Source organism: Patescibacteria group bacterium (genome assembly GCA_041664365.1).
GTDB lineage: Bacteria > Patescibacteriota > Patescibacteriia > UM-FILTER-42-10 > UM-FILTER-42-10 > JAHJEX01.
The window spans coordinates 314,745-333,184 of sequence record JBAYKW010000001.1 but is presented as its reverse complement, the minus strand read 5'-3'; the positions used below and the strand labels follow the sequence as shown (position 1 = coordinate 333,184).

The following is an 18,440-nucleotide window of genomic DNA, read 5'->3' as shown; positions in this document are numbered from 1 at the left end:
ATATGGATTGGTAACTTTTATATTTATCATGATTATTCTTATTACTTAAACAGCGCTGGAATCTAATTTGTTTTATTACGATGAGTACGGATTTTTCTATATATTAAGTAAGCATATCATCAGGAATTTTGGCGGAAATGTTCATCATGCAGTACTTTTGTATAACCTTCCAGCGGTAAAGCAGATGCAATTAGAATATGCGGTCTTTCTGTAATAGGATGCGGTCGGGAATAAAGATAAAGTTCAGGCCATGGTATTTTACCTTCTTGTTTCAGTAAGAGAATGTCTTCAACAAAATTATGTTTGGTCCAATTCTCCATTAAAACAACCTGTTTGGTGGCCATTTTAAATAAATTAGACAGTGCAATCAAATGATTATCTTCAGTTCTGATATGCATAATTACTGCCTGTGTAAAAACAATATCAATAGGGGGCCAATCTAGCAACGAAGATGATAGAATGTCATGTTGTTTTATAGCTGCGTCTAAATCCGGATGCCGTTTGTGTAGTAATTTAATCTGTTTTTCTGATAAATCTTCACCAAAAAGTGTTAGACTCGGTTGTAGAATTTTTAAATTATGTAAATGGTCACCACCGCCACAACCAACTTCAAGGGCAGTTGAGGGGGAAAGTTGAAGTATTGTTTCGTACAGTAATAAATGATTTGGGTGTAAGGGTAGAATGTTACTTTTGAGAGAAAGTCGGCCATTATCTAAGGCGTAATCATTCGCTTTAATGATTGTTGTATGATCTTTTTCAACTTCCTTAAGCTCACCGCTGTAGTGTTTCGGATATAAATTCCAATCGAAATCATCCTCAGTCTTTTTACCTGTAATCAGAGATTTAAAAATGTATTTGATTTTATAGATGTTTGAATAAATGGGCTTCTGTGACATATTAAGTCGTTAAATTTATCTTTCTAATACTGTATGATCGTTTTTAGGAATTGTTTGATAAAATATTTTGTTAGAATCAATTGAAAAATTTGATTGCTGAGTTGCCGATAATGTGTGTGAATATCATATACTGTTTGCTATTTATAACTTATTTTTCAAACTCTGTTGGTACGATGTCTTGTTAAATATTCTTACACAGAAGCGTCGGATGGGCCAAAAAAATTTTATTCTCGGATGAACTTTAATAAAACGCAGAAAAGTATAATATTTTTCTTTTTTTGTTTTTGCATTACGTAACGAAACTTGGATTGATTCATAAAACTGTTGTTCTTTTAAATGCTGAGAAATATTACCACCAAAAAGATTAATACTCGACGGTTGCGGTATGTACATATGAACTCCTGCATGAGTCGTCATTTCTAAAAATAATTCATAATCCATGGAATATTTATTATTTGAATTGAATTTATAATTAGCAAAAATTCTTTTATGTAGAAATATGTTTTGCAAACCGACGATTGTACCGTATTTATATAAATTTTCACGAGTGAACTCCAGTGCCGGACAACGTCTATACTGACACAATTTCTCAAATGGGTTATAAAAGTATGAATCGAAATAAAAACTATCTGCATCAACCAATTTTGTATAGCTAATAACTACTCCCAATATGTCGGCAACAAGTCTGTCATCGCTCCCCAAATATCCAATATATGATCCTTTTGCGTGTCGAAGCCCAATGTTTATGGCATCAGAAATACCGCTATCAGTTTCTTTGATCCATCTGATGCTTGGGTATTTTTTAGTAAACTCTTCAATTATCTGGTGTGAATTATCGCTTGATTTGCTGTCAACAATTATAAGTTCGCAAGAATCTGATTTTTGGTTTGTAAAACTTTCAATTGATTCTCTTAAATTATTTCCACCATTAAAATTTGGTAGAATAATTGAAATTATTTTAGTGCCATCCATAAGTTGTGATTTTAAATCTTGCAAGTATGAGTTTTCATAATTAGAAGGATAGTGATGCGTATCAATTGCTTATCTTTGCAATTATTATGCAATATCCAAAATAAAAAAAATCCAACACATCCCCATTACATAATACTAATTGATTACTTGTTCTGAATATACCAATCAATAGTCCGTTTCAAACCATCTGACAAAGAAATATTCGCCTCGAAAGCAATCTTTTCTTTTGCTTTACGGTTATCACAGTTGCGTCTTGGCTGTCCGGTCGGTTTGGTGGCATCGAAATGGATTTTAACTTGTTTGTTTGACAGCTTAACAATCAAATTAACCAAATCTTCAATTGTGGTTTCTTTGTTTGTTCCTATATTCAACACGTCTGCCACAGCATATTTTTCTGTTATTTCCATCAATCCTCGGGCGAAGTCTTCAACATAGAGAAAGGCACGACTTTGCTTCCCGTTACCCCAAACTTCAACAGTACTGCCGTCAGGCGCATCCAGTACTTTTTTAATGAGTGCTGGTATAACATGGGAAGATTCCGGGTTGAAATTGTCACGGGGACCAAATGCATTGTACGGACGGGCAATGGCAATCTTCATTCCATACTGCTTTGCATATTTTTGGCCTAAAAATTCCTCAACACGCTTGGCGAATCCATAGCCGTCATTTGTCGGTTCGGGCATATCTTTAAACCCTTCTTCTTCCGGAGTAGGGATAGTACAAAACCTCGGATAGACACAGGCAGAGCTTGTTACCAATAAACGTTCTACATTATTCAGACGGCATGCTTCAATTACGTTTAAAAATATTTGTACGTTATCTCTGAAGATAGAAGCGGGATTTTTTATATTATATTCAATTCCGCCGACCTTAGCCGCCAGATTCATCACGATATCCTGGTTTTTTGTAGCAGAAACAACATTATCGAAGTTCATCAGATCAACAATAACAATATGAATTTTATCTTTAATTCCAGCTAGAAAGTCGATATTGGAATCCTCTGAACGGATCGGGACAGTTACTACACTTCCTTGAGCAACCAGCATTTCAACCAGATGACTGCCAATAAATCCGGCTCCGCCTGTTACGAATACTTTCTTGTCCTGCCAAAATGATGATGTCATATTTATAGGGCTAATTATATTATTCTTCTTTTGGAGCTAGTTTTTCAATCCAATATTTGTCTCCCAGCTCTTTCAAAATTGTAGCGTATTGTTCCATTCTTTTTCTTTTGATTTCTCTGTTTTGCTCTTCTGATTTAGTCTGTGAGGGGTCGTATTGATAATCCACATCCACTGAAGAGATTCTTTTCCCTGCCTGCGCCGCATCGAGTACCGGCTTAATTATGGAATCCCATTTATCTAGTTCTCCCTGATAGTTAATAAATGACTCCGCGCCATCTCGATTAAACATTTTCGGGCCAAACCATAGATCCAATATCTCTTCCGCTTCATCTGGCTTTGGTCCTTTTAGCCCGCTTGCTCTTTTATTGGCCCGTGCCTCTATCCAGGCTTGGAATTTTGGCATGGATTCTGTTGATGCTCTCCTCGGAACAATAATGTCCGACTGACCGGTTCTTAATCCATCGATCATGGCTTTAAGTGTTTCCATTTGAATCAATCCGTCCTTTTCCGGTTCAGACCACAAAAAATACGGTGTGGCATATTTTTCTATTGCAATCTGTAATGCTGTTCTCCGGCTTTCACCCATTTTAAGTGTTGGGTCGACGACAATTTCTATATTATCAAATTGACTGATCTCATCTAAAAATTCCTGATTGGAACCGCCGTCCACTACTACACATTTTATTCCAAGCGCCTGTGCATTTTTTAGAAAGTTTACGGCTAATTCTTGCCTGACACGGGAAATCTCATCAGTTCCGTACATGGTAGTGGTAAAAATGGACAAATCGGAAAACTGTTCTTGTTCGCGTCTTTCCTGCTGAACTTCCACTTCCGGAATTTTTGCATCGATATCTTCCGGATTCTTTGATTCAATGCCCATTATTATTTCTTTAATAATTTGCAGATAAGAGCGATTTCTTTTTTTGTCAGTTCCGGATTATTACCAAAATAAAAACCATAGTGGTGGACAATCAGTGAGTTCGGGCAGGAAGCCTGTTTTTTTGCATACTTTCGGTAAAAAGGCTGGATAGCCATGTCACCGGCAATGATCGGGCGGACTTCTACTTTATGCTTAATAAATCTTTCCCGGTACATTTGAAAAGTTTTTTCATCTCGAAAGATAATAGGCATAGCAAAATTTGATATCACATCCATGTGATCAAGTTTGAGCGGAATAATATCGGAGTTCTGGGAAGCTATTTGATGGAATGATTTGAAGTTACGCGCTCTTGTGGAAACTATTTTATCCAGATATGGCAGTTGCTTATTTCCGATAAAGCCATTTATTTCAGTCGGTCTTGCATTGTAGGCAAGTGTATAAAATGTATATAAGGCAAAAAAGTCGTTAACTTTGTGTAGTTTACGTAATTTCTGCTTGGATTTTTCCGGCAAATTCCTATCCCAGCCGTGCGCCCGAACCATGGTTAACATGTCGAATAATTCGTCATCATCAGTGCAGATCATACCACCTTCGATTGTCGACATGTGGTGTCCGACAAAGAAAGAAAATGTCGAAGCCAGCCCAAAGTTACCCAGAAGCCTTCCGGCAGTCACAGAGCCAAGTGATTCACAGTTGTCTTCAATCAGTAGAATATTATTCTGCTTGCAAATCTGCCGTATTTTATCCAGTCTGTCACTAAGACCAAGTACATTGGTAATGAATAATGCTTTAATGCTGCCGATATGCTGTTTAAGCTGGGTAGGGGAGATGTTCAATGTTTCCAGTTCACAATCAATCAGTTTCGTTCCAAGGCCCAGTTGTATGAGCGGCATAATATTTGTCGGCCAGGTCAATGCGGAAACGCCTACTACGTCGTTTTTTTTCAGTTTACCTAAATTTATGAGTGCTTGTATTAAAACAAGGTTTGCCATGCTTCCACTACTGACAAAAAGTGCATGTTTTCTTTTCTGCTTTTTGGCAAATTGTATTTCAAACTTTTTGCATTCTTTGTTCATGCTGAAAATCGGCGCCTTTTTTATGAACTTAACGAGTGCATTTTTGGTTTTAGCCTCATTATAGAAACTTGATTTGATAAGTTTAATCATATTTTTATAAAAGATTTAATTTTTGCTTTAATTAATGGATGCAGTTTTTTGTTCCCGACTAAAAACCATTCTGCGGAGCTATGCTGTGAATCAAGTTTGATTTTTGTTTTAGTTAGGACATAGCCGAAATAAACATTAACGCAATGATAATTGGTTTTCGGATAAATGGATTCCTTGTGGATCTCATTAATTACTCCGCCAAAAACCAGTTTTTTCTTATCTATCTTTAAGCCTAATTCAGTTTTTGCCTGTCGGACCGCACAATCTTCAAATGTTTCATTTTTTATCATCCGACCACCGGGAGAAAAGTACGCGTTTTTAAGCGGTTTATTTACTCTTTTTAAGAGTAGAACACTTTGTTTATTATGATTAAAAAAAAGTATATCAACAGTGCAAATAGGAAGTTCTTCCATGAATTCTTTATATTTGTTGTCCGCTATCCAACTATTACTATTATCTTTTTTTCTCATTCTCAAAATCAGCTTCTGTCATTAGTTTAATAAGGTCTTGGAATTTAACTTTTGGCTTCCAACCGAGAATCTTTTCTGCTTTACTGGGGTCGCCGATCAAAAGATCAACTTCTGCTGGTCGAAAATAGTGGGGATCTATCTCAATTATGGTTTCGCCGGTTTTTGCATCAATTCCTTTTTCCTCTAATCCTTTACCTGTCCATTGAATATCAAACCCAAGTAATTTTCCTGCGATTTCCACAAATTCCCTTACAGAATGATTTTCTCCGGTTGCAATCACATAGTCATCGGGTTTTTCTTGTTGAAGCATCATCCACATGGCTTCGACATAATCCTTGGCGTATCCCCAATCTCTTTTAGCATCTAAATTGCCGAGATATAATTTTTTATCCATACCCAACTTGATTCTTGCCAGTGCACGGGTGATTTTTCTGGTGACGAATGTTTCTCCTCGGCGGGGGGATTCGTGGTTGAATAAAATACCGTTACAGGCGAATAATCCGTAACTCTCACGATAATTGACCGTCATCCAATATGCATACACCTTAGCTACTCCGTATGGACTGCGTGGGTAAAAGGGAGTTGTTTCTTTTTGTGGTATCTCTAACACTTTACCGAACATTTCGCTTGAAGAAGCCTGATAGAATTTTGTATTTACTCTTGTTTCGCGGATTGCCTCGAATAAACGCGTAACACCAAGTGCATCTGCATCACCAGTATATTCCGGGATTTCAAAGCTGGCTTTAACATGGCTTTGTGCTCCCAAATTATACAGTTCATCCGGCACAATTTTTTCGATAAGCCTAGCTAAATTGGAGGAATCTGTTAAATCGCCGTAATGAAGAAATAGCTTTTGATTCTTTGCGTGTGGATCCTGAAAAATATGATCAATTCGTTTAGTATTAAAAGTTGATGCACGTCGGATAATGCCGTGTACTTCATATCCCTTATCAAGCAGAAATTCTGCTAAATATGAGCCGTCTTGTCCTGTTATGCCAGTAATTAGTGCTTTTTTCATAAGTTACTTTTATTTATTCAATGGTTAATCTAAAAGGTATTCGATAATAAGTTAAAATGCCTATTATTGCCCAAAATATCTTCTATATCATAATATAAATTGACCGCTTTTTCAAGTGGAATCATATTGGTGCTTAAATTTAGATGCAAATTGATTTATCAGTGAAGAAGTTGAAATGACCGGCAATTTGATACTTTATATAATCTCGTATTTCTTCCCAATCTTCTCAAAAGCTGAAATGGCCTTATCCAAGTCCGCCTTACTGTGTGCTGCAGATATTTGTACTCTGATTCTGGCTTTACCTTGTGGCACGACAGGATAGTAGAACCCGATTACGTAAATTCCTTCCTGAAGCAGATCTTCCGCCATTTTTTGGGCCAATTCTGATTCATTCAGCATGATCGGAACGATCGGATGAATACCTTCCTTAATATCAAACCCAATTCTGGTCATTTCGGTTCGGAAATATTTTGCATTATCCATAACATTTTCACGGAATGAGGGATTTTTTTCGATAATATCCAAGATTGCAATAGATGTCGCCGTTACAAGCGGGGAGAGAGAATTGGAAAAAAGATACGTTCTGGAACGCTGGCGCAGGAGTTCAATGATTTCCTTGCGACCCGACACAAATCCGCCGGACGAACCCCCCAGGGCTTTGCCAAGTGTCCCGGTAACTAAATCAACTTTTTCGGAAACATTATAGTGTTCCGGAGTTCCTTTGCCGGTTTTACCTATAAATCCTGATGCATGAGAATCATCAACGACAACTAGCGCCCCGTATTTTTCCGCCAGATCACAGATGGATTTAATATCCGCAATATGTCCGTCCATGCTGAATACGCCGTCCGTAGCTATCACTTTTCTACGGAAATCCTTGCTTTCACTTAGTTTTTCCTCTAAATCCGCCATATCCATGTGCCGGAATATTTTTCTTTCTGCTTTAGAGAGACGTACGCCGTCAATAATACTGGCATGGTTAAGTTCATCAGAAATAATCACATCTTCATTTGAAGTAATCGTTTCAAATAGACCGGTATTGGCATCAAAACAGGAGGAATACAGTATCGTATCTTCTGTACCGAGAAACTCCGACAATTTATTTTCCAGTGTTTTATGGATCGTTTGCGTGCCGCAAATAAACCGTACGGATGATAATCCGTAGCCCCATTGATCCAGGGCATCTTTCGCTGCCGAAATCACATCCGGATTATTGGAAAGACCCAGGTAGTTGTTTGCGCAAAAATTTAAAAGTTTTTTACCCTTAACTTCAATCTGTGCGCCTTGAGGTGTCTCCAAAACCCGCTCGTTTTTATAAAGATTATTACTTTTGATTGTCTGGATTTCTTCTAAAAAACTATTTTTTGTATTGTTGTCCATATAATTGTTTTTTAATAAAATATTAACTTATGTATAAATGAAATAAAGCTACAATCTTGGAAGTAGAATGAAAAATACCAAAAAATATTAACAAATTCAAGTTACATATTAACATATACCAAGTGAATTGAAAATCACAATGTAAATAATCATCAATGTTTGGAAAACATATAAGTTGACTTAGAGCATCAAAATTAGTAAAATAACAGCTGTTATGAGCAATAAAAACTTATTCGTAATTCTATTATGGATTGTTAAGGGAGTGACTGTTGTATTAACTTTCTTATTGTTTTACACTATTTTTATTCATTTTTTTACGGCATCCGGTAAATTTGAAGTGGCCTACAGTTTTGGCGAGGATTCTGAATATATTTCTCATTTAGAGCCATGGCAAAGGTTGCTTCCGCCTGAGGAAAACGGCGGGGTCTGGTCTCAAAAAATAAAAGATGATTCGGTATATTTCAACGCGAATGGTCCGCTATGGTATGAAGACGTGACTGTGGAAATCGTATATAAGAATGAAAATCAGATTGATTTAAATATCGGTGCGAATATAAATGATGCCGATGGCTACCGCGATCAATCGCTTCAGAATAAACTCATTGATAATTTAGAATGGAAAAAAATTCAGCACGGAAACGTTATTCTATATCAGAAAGAAGATGTTTATCAGAGTATTGCCGATTTTAAAAAAGATTTTGATAATAACAGTCTGGAAAGCGAAGTTGTGGGACAATTCGATTATGATTTGGGTAAAAATTCAGTAAAATTGGGCACTTCATCATCTTTAGATTCTTTAAAATACATTATTACGGATTATTCATCACCTGTGGGTGAAAATGGTTGGTTGGTTAAGAAAATTACGTTTAATGCAGGCGAATTGTATCAAAATGAAAGGGGAGTCATTAGATTCAGAATAAGCGCACCAGGGCTTCGAAAAAGTGAAGGTTCGATAGAAGTCAGGGAGATCCGGATAACCTATAGCAATCCTATGATTACGATCAGTGATCTTCCAAGAACAGCGGAATATTTTATAGACAAAATAATTGAAAAGGTAAAAAATGATTATTAATAAAAATGCCGATTTGTATGATTTATTGATGAAGGCAAGTATGTTTGTATTTTTATTTTCTGTTTCTGCATACATTATGTTATTGCTTATTAACACGTTTACCGGTGAATTTCTGGAAATGATAATCAATATCAAAATACCTCTGATTGTAGCCTTGATCAGCGGGTTGGTTTTTACAGTAACATATACAAATAATAGGGGCTCAGTCAAAAATACTCTAATATCGGATGATAAATAAAAATAAATACAAAGTAATTTTAAGGGTTGTAAGAATACTTTTGGTTTTGGTTCCGGTCATTATTTTGGTGTTTGCATTCAATAAGCGATTTATATTGTTTGGAGAACTGAGTGAAACATATGCATTTAAAAAGCCCGGAGTTATCATTTCTGAAGTTACAGCTGCCGGAAATACAGGAGTGATAAAAGAAGATGAAAATACCGGTGAATATTACCAGGAAATTAAAGAAGCCCCTGTGTCTTTTTATGTAAACTTGCCGTTCAAAGCAAAATATATTGATCTGGAACTGAATTACGAAAGCGGTAATGCCCAGATTGTCCAATTCGGAACACCCTATAATTTTGAAGATACAGCACAATACCGGTTTGAAACACTTGAGAATAGATATGTGTCAGATTTAGGATCGGAAAATCTGATAGTAACGGAGGATAATATGTCTTTGTTCAGAAACCCAAAGGCAGTGAATAAAAGAAATAGTATTTCGATCAATCAAGGAAAGGAAATATTATCAGATGTTTTGAACAGGATACCAAAAGAAAGCACGGTAGCACTTTATCAAGTGAATTCCAATAATCTGACCCGATTGGTTGATTATCATCCGGAAAATATTGAACATACAACTGATACAATCCTGCGTGGATCGCACGAGATAATCACCTATATTGAAAATGAAAAACTTGACTATGAATTCTATTTTAAACAAAGAAGTACGGCAAAATCCATAAACCCGGTAAATGTAAAACTTTTGCGTGATTCGGAATTGGTAGAAGAATTTCCGGATTCAAAGCTCGTAAATGTATTTGGCGCGGATTATTCCAAAATGATTCATATCACACGCGAAAATCTGCCGGCCGGGGTATATACAATAAAAATCGAGACGGGAAATAACACCAATATTGCCAAAATTACTACCAAACAGAAATACATGGCATTTAAGGGGCGATTGTCGCTGGATGATGATAATATTTCATCTTCTTTCTTTGTAAATAATAATATAGTTTTTAAAACGGCTCATGATACGGGACTACAAACGGTTTTCGTCGATGATAAGGAAGTTGAGATAGAAAAACTGAATAAATATTACGCGTCGAAAACAAAAACCGGAGTAAGAAATGTTGAGATTCCAAAAAGTGATCTGGTAATGGAGTTTGATGGTATAGCCAGTACTAGTATCGAGAATATAGAAAATCTAACCAGTAGATTCAAAGTAATTGATTTGGAGGACCCGGTTTGCAAAAAAGACCCCGATTTTGATTATTTGCTTTCAAGTTATTATAAGCCGGAGGCAACTTACAGTGATTCCGGAATTTATGCAAAAACATTTAGGATCAGCGATTTGTATGTAGAAAATGACCGCGTCAAGTTTAAGTTTTCAATTCCCTGTATCGGGAATTTCAAGGACGTTAGGATAAACCAGATAAAAGTAACCCTGAGAAAATAATGTTTATTTTGAATAAGAAAAAAAATCTCGTAAAGTCTCTAGCCAGAGATATTAACCAGCAGATATTTGAGGTTATGCTGGTGAGTTTCCTGTTGTTTTACTTACTTGATCAGATTTTAGCCAATATTATCTCTGATTATTTCAATTTGAATATCATTTTGATAATTGTTATTATTAGTGGGATAGTAATGAGTTTTCCGGTCTTTGCTTCAGAAAAAAAAGAGGTAAAACGGAAGAAAACCGGTCTGACTGATTACTTATTCATTATGGGATTGGGGATTGTTTCATTTGGCGTAATTTACTATAAATTAGATCTAGATTTTTGGCTTCGCTTGGCAATTTCAATAATCAGCGCTGTAATAATTATCTTGCTTTCCATCTTGCTACTTAACGAAAATAACGAAGAAAATTTATGAAAGGAATAATTTTAGCCGGCGGACAGGCCACCAGGCTGAGGCCACTGACTTTGGTAACAAATAAGCATTTGCTCCCGGTCTATGACAAACCGATGATTTATTATCCCTTACTTACTTTAGCCAATGCCGGGATAAAAGACATAATGATTATTTCCGGTAAAGGGCACGCCGGGCATTTTCTGGAACTACTGCGCTCCGGTGAAGAATTCGGTGTCCGCTTGTCCTACGGAGTACAGGAGGAAGCGGGTGGAATCGCGCAGGCATTAGCATTATGCAAGGATTTTTCCGATGAAGATAAAATTGCGGTAATCCTAGGCGATAATATTTTTGAAGACAATGTGGCAAAAAAAGCCGCTGCGGATTTTGAAAAACAGGAAAAGGGAGCCAAAATATTTATCAAAGAAGTACCGGATCCGGAGCGGTTTGGTGTTGCGGAGATCAGTGGAGACAAAATTTTAGGCATTGAAGAGAAGCCCAAAAATCCAAAAAGCAAAATGGCCGTTGTCGGTTTATATATGTATGATAATCAAGTCTGGGATGTTATTGAAAATCTGAAACCTTCGGGCAGGGGGGAACTGGAAATAACGGATGTAAATAACTATTATATCAACCAGGGAACAATGACGTATGAAGTACTGGACGGATTATGGACTGACGCGGGTACGTTTGATTCTCTTTATCGGGCTAATAAAATAGTGGCGGAAAGAAATAAAAAATAATCATATGATTGACGGAGTAATTATCAAAGAACTAATTGTTAGGCAGGATATTCCTGATACGGAGGAAGCCACGGAGAAACCTGGTTTCCTGATGGAGGTTTTACGTAATGACGAGGACTTATTGGCAAAATACGGACAAACAACGTTCACTGTGGCATATAAGGGCACGATTAAGGCTTTCCATTATCATGAGAAACAGGACGATCTTTGGTTCGTCGCAACCGGGAAAGCAATGATTGTGCTATATGATATGCGGGAGGATTCTCCTACGAAAGGGGAGACGCAAGTGATCAATGCGGGGACTGATGATTATAAATTAGTGGTTATCCCGATTGGCGTTGCGCACGGCTATAAAGTGCTGTCGGATGAGCCGGTACTGCTTTTTTATCACACCACAGAGAGTTATAACGCCAAAGAGCCGGATGAAAAGCGCATGCCGTATAATGATCCGAAAGTGGGATTTGATTGGAGCCGGCATTCTTAATTGGTTATGTAAAATGTAGAATGTATAATTTTATATGATACATTATAAATTATGCATTATTTATTCGTTACCTGCCGCATTAAATTTATTCTAAAGCATTTGGCGGAAAAATATTTAAAACAAAATAAATTATGAAGATACATATCTCAGGATCGCTGGCATATGACCGCATCATGGATTTTCCGGGTCGTTTTAAAGAGCATATTTTGCCCGAAAAGGTCCACATGATCAACGTCAGCTTCGGAATAAACGTATTGAAAGAAAACTTTGGCGGAACAGCCGGTAATATTGCTTATTCATTAAGTCTGCTTGGGGATGACCCGACAATTGTTGGCACAGCCGGCAGGGATTTTAGACCGTATGCCGTGTGGCTTAAGAAAAATAAAATCAGCACGTCGGGTATTAAAATTATACCGTCGGAATTAACGGCCGGAGCCTATATTATTACAGACAGGTCGAATAACCAGATTACAGCGTTCCATTTCGGTGCTATGTCCCATTCAGTCGGAAAACCCGGAATGCCAGGGAAAAACAGTCTGGTCATCATTTCACCGGGCAATGCTTCGGATATGATAAAAACGGTCAGAACATGCAAAAGTAAAAATATTCCCTATATCTTTGATCCGGGTCAGCAGATTCCAGCGCTTGCTACAAAGGATTTAAGGTATCTTTTGGACGGTTCCGATTTGTTCATCGTCAATGACTATGAATATGCCTTAGTTACGAAAAGACTGAAGCTTAGCCAGACAAAATTAATGAAGATGACTAACACGGTAATTGTTACTAAAGGTGATAAAGGATCGCAAGTAACTTCGGAAAACGGCACTTTTTCTGTAAAGGCGGTTAAGCCCAGAAAAATTGTAGATCCGACCGGAGCGGGGGATGCATTTCGTTCTGGGCTGATTCATGGTATAATAAAAAAGTACCCGTTAAAAAAATCTGTTCAGTTGGCCACATTGGTTGCAACTTACCCGATTGAGCATCATGGTACGCAGGAGCACCGGTTTACAAAAAAAGAGATTTCAGCGCGTTTTATGGGTAATTTTAAAAGCAAAATTAATTAATTAATCAAAATGAGCTTTATGAATCTATCTTTTTCCAAACAAAGCCCGACAATGAAAGTACTGGTTATAGTACTTAGTCTTGCAGTTTTGGCATTTGTGGTTTTTGGAGTTATAGCAGTTAAACTCGGCCAATAGGTAGGGTAAATATTTGCAAAAAGTAGGGGTTTGCTCCTCTGCTTTTGTGTCTTAAAATCATTAATAATCATTTTGTATGAAGAAAAGCAAAAAAAAGGCTGGCTATGATATCAAGAATATCCGTCTGGCTGCAGTAGGTAAAAAGAGAATTGATTGGGCGGAAAAACAGATGGATGTTTTGCGTCTGATAAAAACCCGTTTTGAAAAAGAAAAACCACTGGCCGGAATCAGGATTTCCGCCTGTTTGCATGTTACTACTGAAACGGCCAACCTGATGAATACATTGAAAGCCGGCGGAGCAGACGTCGTATTGTGTGCTTCCAATCCGCTGTCCACACAAGATGAAACAGCGGCCTCGATCGTAAGGGATTTTGGTATTCCGACATATGCGATCTGCGGAGAGGACCGAAAAGTATATTTCCAGCATCTAAAATCCGCATTGGATCATCATCCGCATATAACAATGGATGACGGTGCTGATTTAGTATCCGAATTACTGTCAAAAAGGAAAAGCCAAACGAAAGAAATTTTAGGATCATCAGAGGAAACAACCACTGGTGTTATTCGCCTCCGAAGCATGGAGAGAAAGAATGTGCTCCGTTTCCCGGTAATTGCTGTTAATGACGCAAAGACGAAGCATTTATTTGATAACTACTACGGAACCGGCCAAAGCACGTTAGACGGCATTTTAAGAGCGACAAACATACTGTATGCCGGTAGAACGGTGGTTATTGCCGGATATGGTTCTTGCGGCAGAGGATTGGCTGTACGGGCAAAAGGAATGGGGGCGCACGTCATAGTTACCGAAATCGACTCTCTATGCGCATTGCAGGCGCAAATGGACGGTTATCAGGTGATGCCAATGTCACAGGCATGCAGGGTTGGTGATATCTTCATTACAGTAACCGGAAATACCAGTGTCATCCGCAAAGAACATTTTACAAACATGAAAGACGGAGCGATCGTTTCAAACTCTGGCCATTTTGATGTTGAGATTGATATTAACCAGTTGAATAAACTCAGTTCCGAAATAATCGAAACTCGCGAATTTGTCCAAAGTTACAAACTTAAAAATGGAAAAATTGTGAATATCCTGGCAGAGGGCAGGTTAGTCAATTTAGCTGCAGCAGAGGGGCATCCTGCGTCGGTAATGGATATGAGTTTTGCCAATCAGGCACTGGCCGCAGAATATATCGTGAAAAACTATAAAAATCTTGAAACGAAAGTATATTCGGTGCCTGAGGAAATAGATATGGAAATTGCCCGCCTAAAGCTTAAATCAATGGGAGTTAAAATTGATACGCTGACACCAAAACAGAAGAAGTATCTCCAGTCCTGGACTGAGGGAACATAAATAATGAATAATGTATAATTAATAATGTATAATTTAAATCGATCAATTATACATTTTACATTTTAAATTATGAATTTGCTAATTACTGGTGGAGCGGGATTTACCCGCCCGCCTCGCCAGCGAGCCAAATGGTATTATACTTATGTGTTGGAAAGCGCGAAAGATGGTAATTTATACATTGGTTGGACCATTGACTTAAACGCAAGATTGAAAGAGCATGCTAAAGGGCAAGTTGAATCGACAAAACATAGAAGGCCATTAAAAATCATATACTACGAAGCTTGCCGATCGAAGAAAGAAGCAATTAGGAGAGAAAAGTACTTCAAAACAGGTTTTGGCAGAAGATTTTTAAAGAACAGGCTCACTGGCTCGCGTGGCGGGCGGGTCGGCATCATATAGTATCTAAATGAGCAATCTATAAACATGAACATACTGGTTACTGGTGGAGCGGGATTTATCGGCTCTAACTTCATCAACTACTGGCTGAAAAATCATCCGGAAGATCACATTGTGAATCTGGATAAGTTAACGTACTGCGGAAATCTGGAGAATCTGAAAAGTATTGAGAGCAATCCGAATTATGAATTTGTCCGCGGGGATATTTGCAATTCAGATTTGGTGAACAAGGCAATGAATGAAATTGATACGGTTGTTCATTTTGCGGCAGAAAGTCATGTTGACCGTTCTATTCTGGAACCGGATGCATTCATAAAAACAAATATTGTTGGTACGCACGTTTTATTGGATTCCGCCTTGAAAAATAATGTTAAAAGATTCCATCATATTTCAACCGATGAAGTTTTTGGTGCATTACCTCTTGAGAATAAATCCAAATTTTCTGAAAGCACGAAATATGATCCTCGGAGTCCGTATTCAGCCTCTAAAGCCGCTTCAGATCATCTGGTGAACGCATATTACACGACCTACGGCCTGCCAGTGACGATAACCAATACTTCCAACAATTACGGCCCGTATCAATATCCCGAGAAATTATTACCATTGGCTATAACAAATTTGATTGAAGGAAAAAAAGTGCCGATTTATGGAGATGGTAAATATGTCCGAGATTGGTTATATGTTGATGACCATTGCCGGGCGGTGGAACTAGTTTTGGAAAAGGGGAAGATCGGCGGAACATACGTGATTGGCGGACTGACCGAAGATGTAAATAATCTGGAACTAATCAGGCGGGTTTTGAATATCATGGGAAAATCTGAGGAAATGCTGGAGTACGTTAAAGACCGACCAGGGCATGACCGGCGCTATGCAGTAGACTGGAACAAAGCAAAAAATGAATTAGGATACAAGCCATTGTATGATTTGGACACCTATCTGGAACAGACAATTGATTGGTATCAGAAAAATGAAGGATGGTGGAAACGTATCAAGTCCGGAGAATATTTGAAATACTACAAAGAACAGTATGAGAAGCGATAAGTTGGTTCTGATATTAGGCGCAAAAGGAATGCTCGGATCCGAGCTTTCTCTTGTTTTTGCTGATTCAAAACCGATCTGTTGGGATATTGATGACTTGGATATTACCAATGAAAAAATAGTGCAGAAAAGGATCAGAGAAATGTCTCCTTCAATAATTATTAATGCTTCCGCGTATACGAATGTTGATGGAGCTGAGGAAAATGAAGAGACGGCCAATCGGATAAACGGGACTGCGGTTGGTCATCTGGCAAAGACCGCCGAGCTAATAGGCGCAAAACTGATTCATTATTCTACTGACTATATTTTCAGCGGTAAAAACAAATCCGGTTACAAAGAAAATTCGAGATCAAATCCGGTTAACGCGTACGGGCGGTCTAAACTGATCGGTGAGCAGGCAATAAAAAAATACTGCGAGCGGTACTATATCATCAGGACGTCATGGCTGTATGGTCGTGGCGGAAAGAATTTTGTTGACACGATGCTTGATATCGGAGCAAAAAATAAAGAGATAAAAGTTGTTGAAGACCAGTTTGGTAAACCGACTTATACGCTGGATCTGGCGAAGCGGACAAGAAAATTAATAGAGGGAGATAGTCGATACGGTATCTATCATATTACTAACGAAGGTACGACAAATTGGTTCAGTTTTGCAGAAAAGATATTTGAACTAGCACAGCTTAGCGTTTCTGTCATTCCAGTTAAGTCTGATCAATTTCCGCGTCCGGCAAAACGCCCGAATTATTCCTCATTGATTAATACTAAAATACCACTTTCCAGAAAGTGGCAGATTGCATTAAAAGATTATATTTCCGGTAAATAGTTTATTGTATTGATTTTCGATACAAATGTTGCGACGCGTCATGATAAAACATGACTTTTGTGTTTTTATTGACTGAAAATGGTGCAAAGTCACTTTCTACCAAATTAACAATATTACGTTTTCCTCTTCCGTCTAATTCAATCGCCCTGATATAACCATCATTACTGTAAATTATCCATTTTCCGTCCGGCGACCAATCAGCAAATTTAATTACACTGCCTGATCTGATCAATAATTCCTGTTGATCTGATTCCGGATCAAATGACCAAATTTCAAAATCATTATAGAGCATTAATAAGCTTTTGTCCGGAGACCACGCAAAGCTTGAAACATCCGGGTTCAACTTATTCAGATTAAACGAAAATTGATCACGAACTCTGATTAATGAAAGTTCCTGGTTTTTTGTATCATGCATGTTAATATAACTGTCGGCGGTTTTAGACAGTGAATATATTCCTTTATTGGAAAATGTCAGTATCTCATTTATGTTATTCAGATCATTTTTGTCAGTTTTGGACAGAACTGATAAATCATTTTTCTTCTCGATATAATAAATTGATTGATCCAGTTCAATCACATCCTGGATTTGCCCCTTAATGATTAATTCAATTGTTTTGTCGACGATATTTATTTTGAAAAGTCCATTGTCGGAAATAGCATATAATTCCCGCTGATCACCGGATTCTGCCAGTTTATAAATTGGTAAAGCAGAAATAGATTTCGATAAAATATCTAGCTTGTCGGGTAGAGAAATAATCCTTGCAATCACGTCATTACTCTTATCTTTAATAAAGACGAAATTTTCATTGTCGGTAAATGCTATTTGGCTGTCGGATTCGATATTTTTGATTGTAATAACAGTAGCAAGTGTGGTATGTTCTTTGATAACCAAATCCGCACTGCCGACTTCATTTGAAGTCAAATAGGCAAGGTAATGATTTGCCGGAGAATAAACAATCCCCGTCACTTCATCATCCATAGCAAGTAGAGCCGCTTCAGACTTTAATAGCGAAACACGGTTTGTGGTGGTGGATTGATTAGCAAAAACCGGAAGTGTTTTTTCCCAAGTATAATAACCCTGTTTTTCAACTGAGATTGTATAATCACCGGGAAAAAGGTTTTTTGCAACAGTTGGAGTCTTTGATCCGTATAGTTTGCCGTTTATGGTAACTTGTGCATTTCGTGGTTCAGACTCTATGGACAAAACACCTGTTTTAATGACCTTCCGATCAGTAAAATTATAGCGAAATCCGGTGGCATAAAATACCAAAACGGGCGCAATCAAAAAGAACACAAAAACCAGTGTAAGGGCATATATTCTGCGGTATTTCTTCTTCATTTTGACCAGAATGGA

20 protein-coding genes are annotated in these 18,440 nt (G+C 37.6%); 11 read left to right on the top strand and 9 right to left on the bottom strand.

Annotation, left to right across the window (positions count from 1 at the left end; genetic code table 11):
• Nucleotides 1–119: 119 nt before the first annotated feature.
• The 8 genes from WCW66_01760 to WCW66_01725 all read right to left on the bottom strand — a co-directional run bounded on the left by WCW66_01760 (nucleotide 120) and on the right by WCW66_01725 (nucleotide 7,906).
• Nucleotides 120–896: a class I SAM-dependent methyltransferase gene (locus tag WCW66_01760; GenBank protein MFA6391468.1), complete on the bottom strand. Its 777-nt coding sequence runs from the start codon at nucleotides 894–896 to the stop codon at nucleotides 120–122.
• A 141-nt stretch (nucleotides 897–1,037) separates the two neighbouring features.
• Nucleotides 1,038–1,892 (bottom strand): glycosyltransferase, encoded by an 855-nt coding sequence (locus tag WCW66_01755; GenBank protein ID MFA6391467.1) that lies wholly within the window; start codon nucleotides 1,890–1,892, stop codon nucleotides 1,038–1,040.
• 119 nt (nucleotides 1,893–2,011) lie between these two features.
• Nucleotides 2,012–2,992 (bottom strand): NAD-dependent epimerase/dehydratase family protein, encoded by a 981-nt coding sequence (locus tag WCW66_01750; protein MFA6391466.1) that lies wholly within the window; start codon nucleotides 2,990–2,992, stop codon nucleotides 2,012–2,014.
• Nucleotides 2,993–3,011: 19 nt separating this feature from the next.
• Nucleotides 3,012–3,872: a hypothetical protein gene (locus tag WCW66_01745; GenBank protein MFA6391465.1), complete on the bottom strand. Its 861-nt coding sequence runs from the start codon at nucleotides 3,870–3,872 to the stop codon at nucleotides 3,012–3,014.
• Between the two features lie 2 nt (nucleotides 3,873–3,874).
• Nucleotides 3,875–5,038 (bottom strand): aminotransferase class V-fold PLP-dependent enzyme, encoded by a 1,164-nt coding sequence (locus WCW66_01740; protein ID MFA6391464.1) that lies wholly within the window; start codon nucleotides 5,036–5,038, stop codon nucleotides 3,875–3,877.
• On the bottom strand, nucleotides 5,035–5,508 hold the full coding sequence (locus WCW66_01735; GenBank protein ID MFA6391463.1) for an NUDIX domain-containing protein: 474 nt from the start codon (nucleotides 5,506–5,508) through the stop codon (nucleotides 5,035–5,037). The genes WCW66_01740 and WCW66_01735 overlap by 4 nt, the downstream gene beginning before the upstream one ends.
• A complete protein-coding gene (gene gmd, locus WCW66_01730) occupies nucleotides 5,492–6,526 on the bottom strand; it encodes a GDP-mannose 4,6-dehydratase (protein ID MFA6391462.1) in 1,035 nt (344 codons plus the stop codon). Before gmd ends, WCW66_01735 begins: the two co-directional genes overlap by 17 nt.
• A 195-nt stretch (nucleotides 6,527–6,721) precedes the next feature.
• Entirely contained in the window at nucleotides 6,722–7,906 is a 1,185-nt protein-coding gene (locus WCW66_01725; protein ID MFA6391461.1) for a glycine C-acetyltransferase, read from the bottom strand.
• 214 nt (nucleotides 7,907–8,120) lie between these two features.
• On the opposite strand from WCW66_01725, the gene WCW66_01720 reads away from it, so the two are divergent.
• The 11 genes from WCW66_01720 to rfbD all read left to right on the top strand — a co-directional run bounded on the left by WCW66_01720 (nucleotide 8,121) and on the right by rfbD (nucleotide 17,086).
• A complete protein-coding gene (locus tag WCW66_01720) occupies nucleotides 8,121–8,978 on the top strand; it encodes a hypothetical protein (protein ID MFA6391460.1) in 858 nt (285 codons plus the stop codon).
• Nucleotides 8,968–9,216, top strand: coding sequence for a hypothetical protein (locus WCW66_01715; protein MFA6391459.1), 249 nt, complete (start codon nucleotides 8,968–8,970; stop codon nucleotides 9,214–9,216). Before WCW66_01720 ends, WCW66_01715 begins: the two co-directional genes overlap by 11 nt.
• Entirely contained in the window at nucleotides 9,206–10,657 is a 1,452-nt protein-coding gene (locus WCW66_01710) for a hypothetical protein (protein MFA6391458.1), read from the top strand. Before WCW66_01715 ends, WCW66_01710 begins: the two co-directional genes overlap by 11 nt.
• 8 nt (nucleotides 10,658–10,665) lie before the next feature.
• Nucleotides 10,666–11,073 carry a hypothetical protein gene (locus tag WCW66_01705; protein MFA6391457.1) on the top strand — a complete coding sequence of 136 codons (408 nt, stop codon included), beginning with the start codon at nucleotides 10,666–10,668 and terminating at the stop codon, nucleotides 11,071–11,073.
• Nucleotides 11,070–11,792 carry a sugar phosphate nucleotidyltransferase gene (locus WCW66_01700; protein MFA6391456.1) on the top strand — a complete coding sequence of 241 codons (723 nt, stop codon included), beginning with the start codon at nucleotides 11,070–11,072 and terminating at the stop codon, nucleotides 11,790–11,792. Before WCW66_01705 ends, WCW66_01700 begins: the two co-directional genes overlap by 4 nt.
• A gap of 4 nt (nucleotides 11,793–11,796) precedes the next feature.
• Nucleotides 11,797–12,276 (top strand): dTDP-4-dehydrorhamnose 3,5-epimerase family protein, encoded by a 480-nt coding sequence (locus tag WCW66_01695; GenBank protein ID MFA6391455.1) that lies wholly within the window; start codon nucleotides 11,797–11,799, stop codon nucleotides 12,274–12,276.
• A gap of 131 nt (nucleotides 12,277–12,407) precedes the next feature.
• Nucleotides 12,408–13,340 (top strand): carbohydrate kinase family protein, encoded by a 933-nt coding sequence (locus tag WCW66_01690; protein MFA6391454.1) that lies wholly within the window; start codon nucleotides 12,408–12,410, stop codon nucleotides 13,338–13,340.
• 211 nt (nucleotides 13,341–13,551) lie between these two features.
• Nucleotides 13,552–14,829 (top strand): adenosylhomocysteinase, encoded by a 1,278-nt coding sequence (ahcY, locus tag WCW66_01685; protein ID MFA6391453.1) that lies wholly within the window; start codon nucleotides 13,552–13,554, stop codon nucleotides 14,827–14,829.
• A gap of 69 nt (nucleotides 14,830–14,898) precedes the next feature.
• Entirely contained in the window at nucleotides 14,899–15,228 is a 330-nt protein-coding gene (locus tag WCW66_01680) for a GIY-YIG nuclease family protein (protein MFA6391452.1), read from the top strand.
• Between the two features lie 24 nt (nucleotides 15,229–15,252).
• On the top strand, nucleotides 15,253–16,266 hold the full coding sequence (rfbB, locus tag WCW66_01675) for a dTDP-glucose 4,6-dehydratase (GenBank protein MFA6391451.1): 1,014 nt from the start codon (nucleotides 15,253–15,255) through the stop codon (nucleotides 16,264–16,266).
• Nucleotides 16,253–17,086 carry a dTDP-4-dehydrorhamnose reductase gene (gene rfbD / locus WCW66_01670; GenBank protein ID MFA6391450.1) on the top strand — a complete coding sequence of 278 codons (834 nt, stop codon included), beginning with the start codon at nucleotides 16,253–16,255 and terminating at the stop codon, nucleotides 17,084–17,086. The genes rfbB and rfbD overlap by 14 nt, the downstream gene beginning before the upstream one ends.
• Before the next feature lies 1 nt (nucleotide 17,087).
• On the opposite strand, the gene WCW66_01665 is transcribed toward rfbD, so the two are convergent.
• Entirely contained in the window at nucleotides 17,088–18,425 is a 1,338-nt protein-coding gene (locus WCW66_01665; GenBank protein MFA6391449.1) for a PEGA domain-containing protein, read from the bottom strand.
• Nucleotides 18,426–18,440 lie beyond the last annotated feature (15 nt).

Coding starts and splice junctions, on each gene's coding strand:
- WCW66_01760 (MFA6391468.1), bottom strand. CDS start 896: ATGTCACAGAAGCCCATTTATTCAAACATCTATAAAATCAAATACATT.
- WCW66_01750 (MFA6391466.1), bottom strand. CDS start 2,992: ATGACATCATCATTTTGGCAGGACAAGAAAGTATTCGTAACAGGCGGA.
- WCW66_01745 (MFA6391465.1), bottom strand. CDS start 3,872: ATGGGCATTGAATCAAAGAATCCGGAAGATATCGATGCAAAAATTCCG.
- WCW66_01740 (MFA6391464.1), bottom strand. CDS start 5,038: ATGATTAAACTTATCAAATCAAGTTTCTATAATGAGGCTAAAACCAAA.
- WCW66_01735 (MFA6391463.1), bottom strand. CDS start 5,508: ATGAGAAAAAAAGATAATAGTAATAGTTGGATAGCGGACAACAAATAT.
- gmd (MFA6391462.1), bottom strand. CDS start 6,526: ATGAAAAAAGCACTAATTACTGGCATAACAGGACAAGACGGCTCATAT.
- WCW66_01725 (MFA6391461.1), bottom strand. CDS start 7,906: ATGGACAACAATACAAAAAATAGTTTTTTAGAAGAAATCCAGACAATC.
- WCW66_01720 (MFA6391460.1), top strand. CDS start 8,121: ATGAGCAATAAAAACTTATTCGTAATTCTATTATGGATTGTTAAGGGA.
- WCW66_01715 (MFA6391459.1), top strand. CDS start 8,968: ATGATTATTAATAAAAATGCCGATTTGTATGATTTATTGATGAAGGCA.
- WCW66_01710 (MFA6391458.1), top strand. CDS start 9,206: ATGATAAATAAAAATAAATACAAAGTAATTTTAAGGGTTGTAAGAATA.
- WCW66_01700 (MFA6391456.1), top strand. CDS start 11,070: ATGAAAGGAATAATTTTAGCCGGCGGACAGGCCACCAGGCTGAGGCCA.
- WCW66_01695 (MFA6391455.1), top strand. CDS start 11,797: ATGATTGACGGAGTAATTATCAAAGAACTAATTGTTAGGCAGGATATT.
- WCW66_01690 (MFA6391454.1), top strand. CDS start 12,408: ATGAAGATACATATCTCAGGATCGCTGGCATATGACCGCATCATGGAT.
- ahcY (MFA6391453.1), top strand. CDS start 13,552: ATGAAGAAAAGCAAAAAAAAGGCTGGCTATGATATCAAGAATATCCGT.
- WCW66_01680 (MFA6391452.1), top strand. CDS start 14,899: ATGAATTTGCTAATTACTGGTGGAGCGGGATTTACCCGCCCGCCTCGC.
- rfbB (MFA6391451.1), top strand. CDS start 15,253: ATGAACATACTGGTTACTGGTGGAGCGGGATTTATCGGCTCTAACTTC.
- rfbD (MFA6391450.1), top strand. CDS start 16,253: ATGAGAAGCGATAAGTTGGTTCTGATATTAGGCGCAAAAGGAATGCTC.
- WCW66_01665 (MFA6391449.1), bottom strand. CDS start 18,425: ATGAAGAAGAAATACCGCAGAATATATGCCCTTACACTGGTTTTTGTG.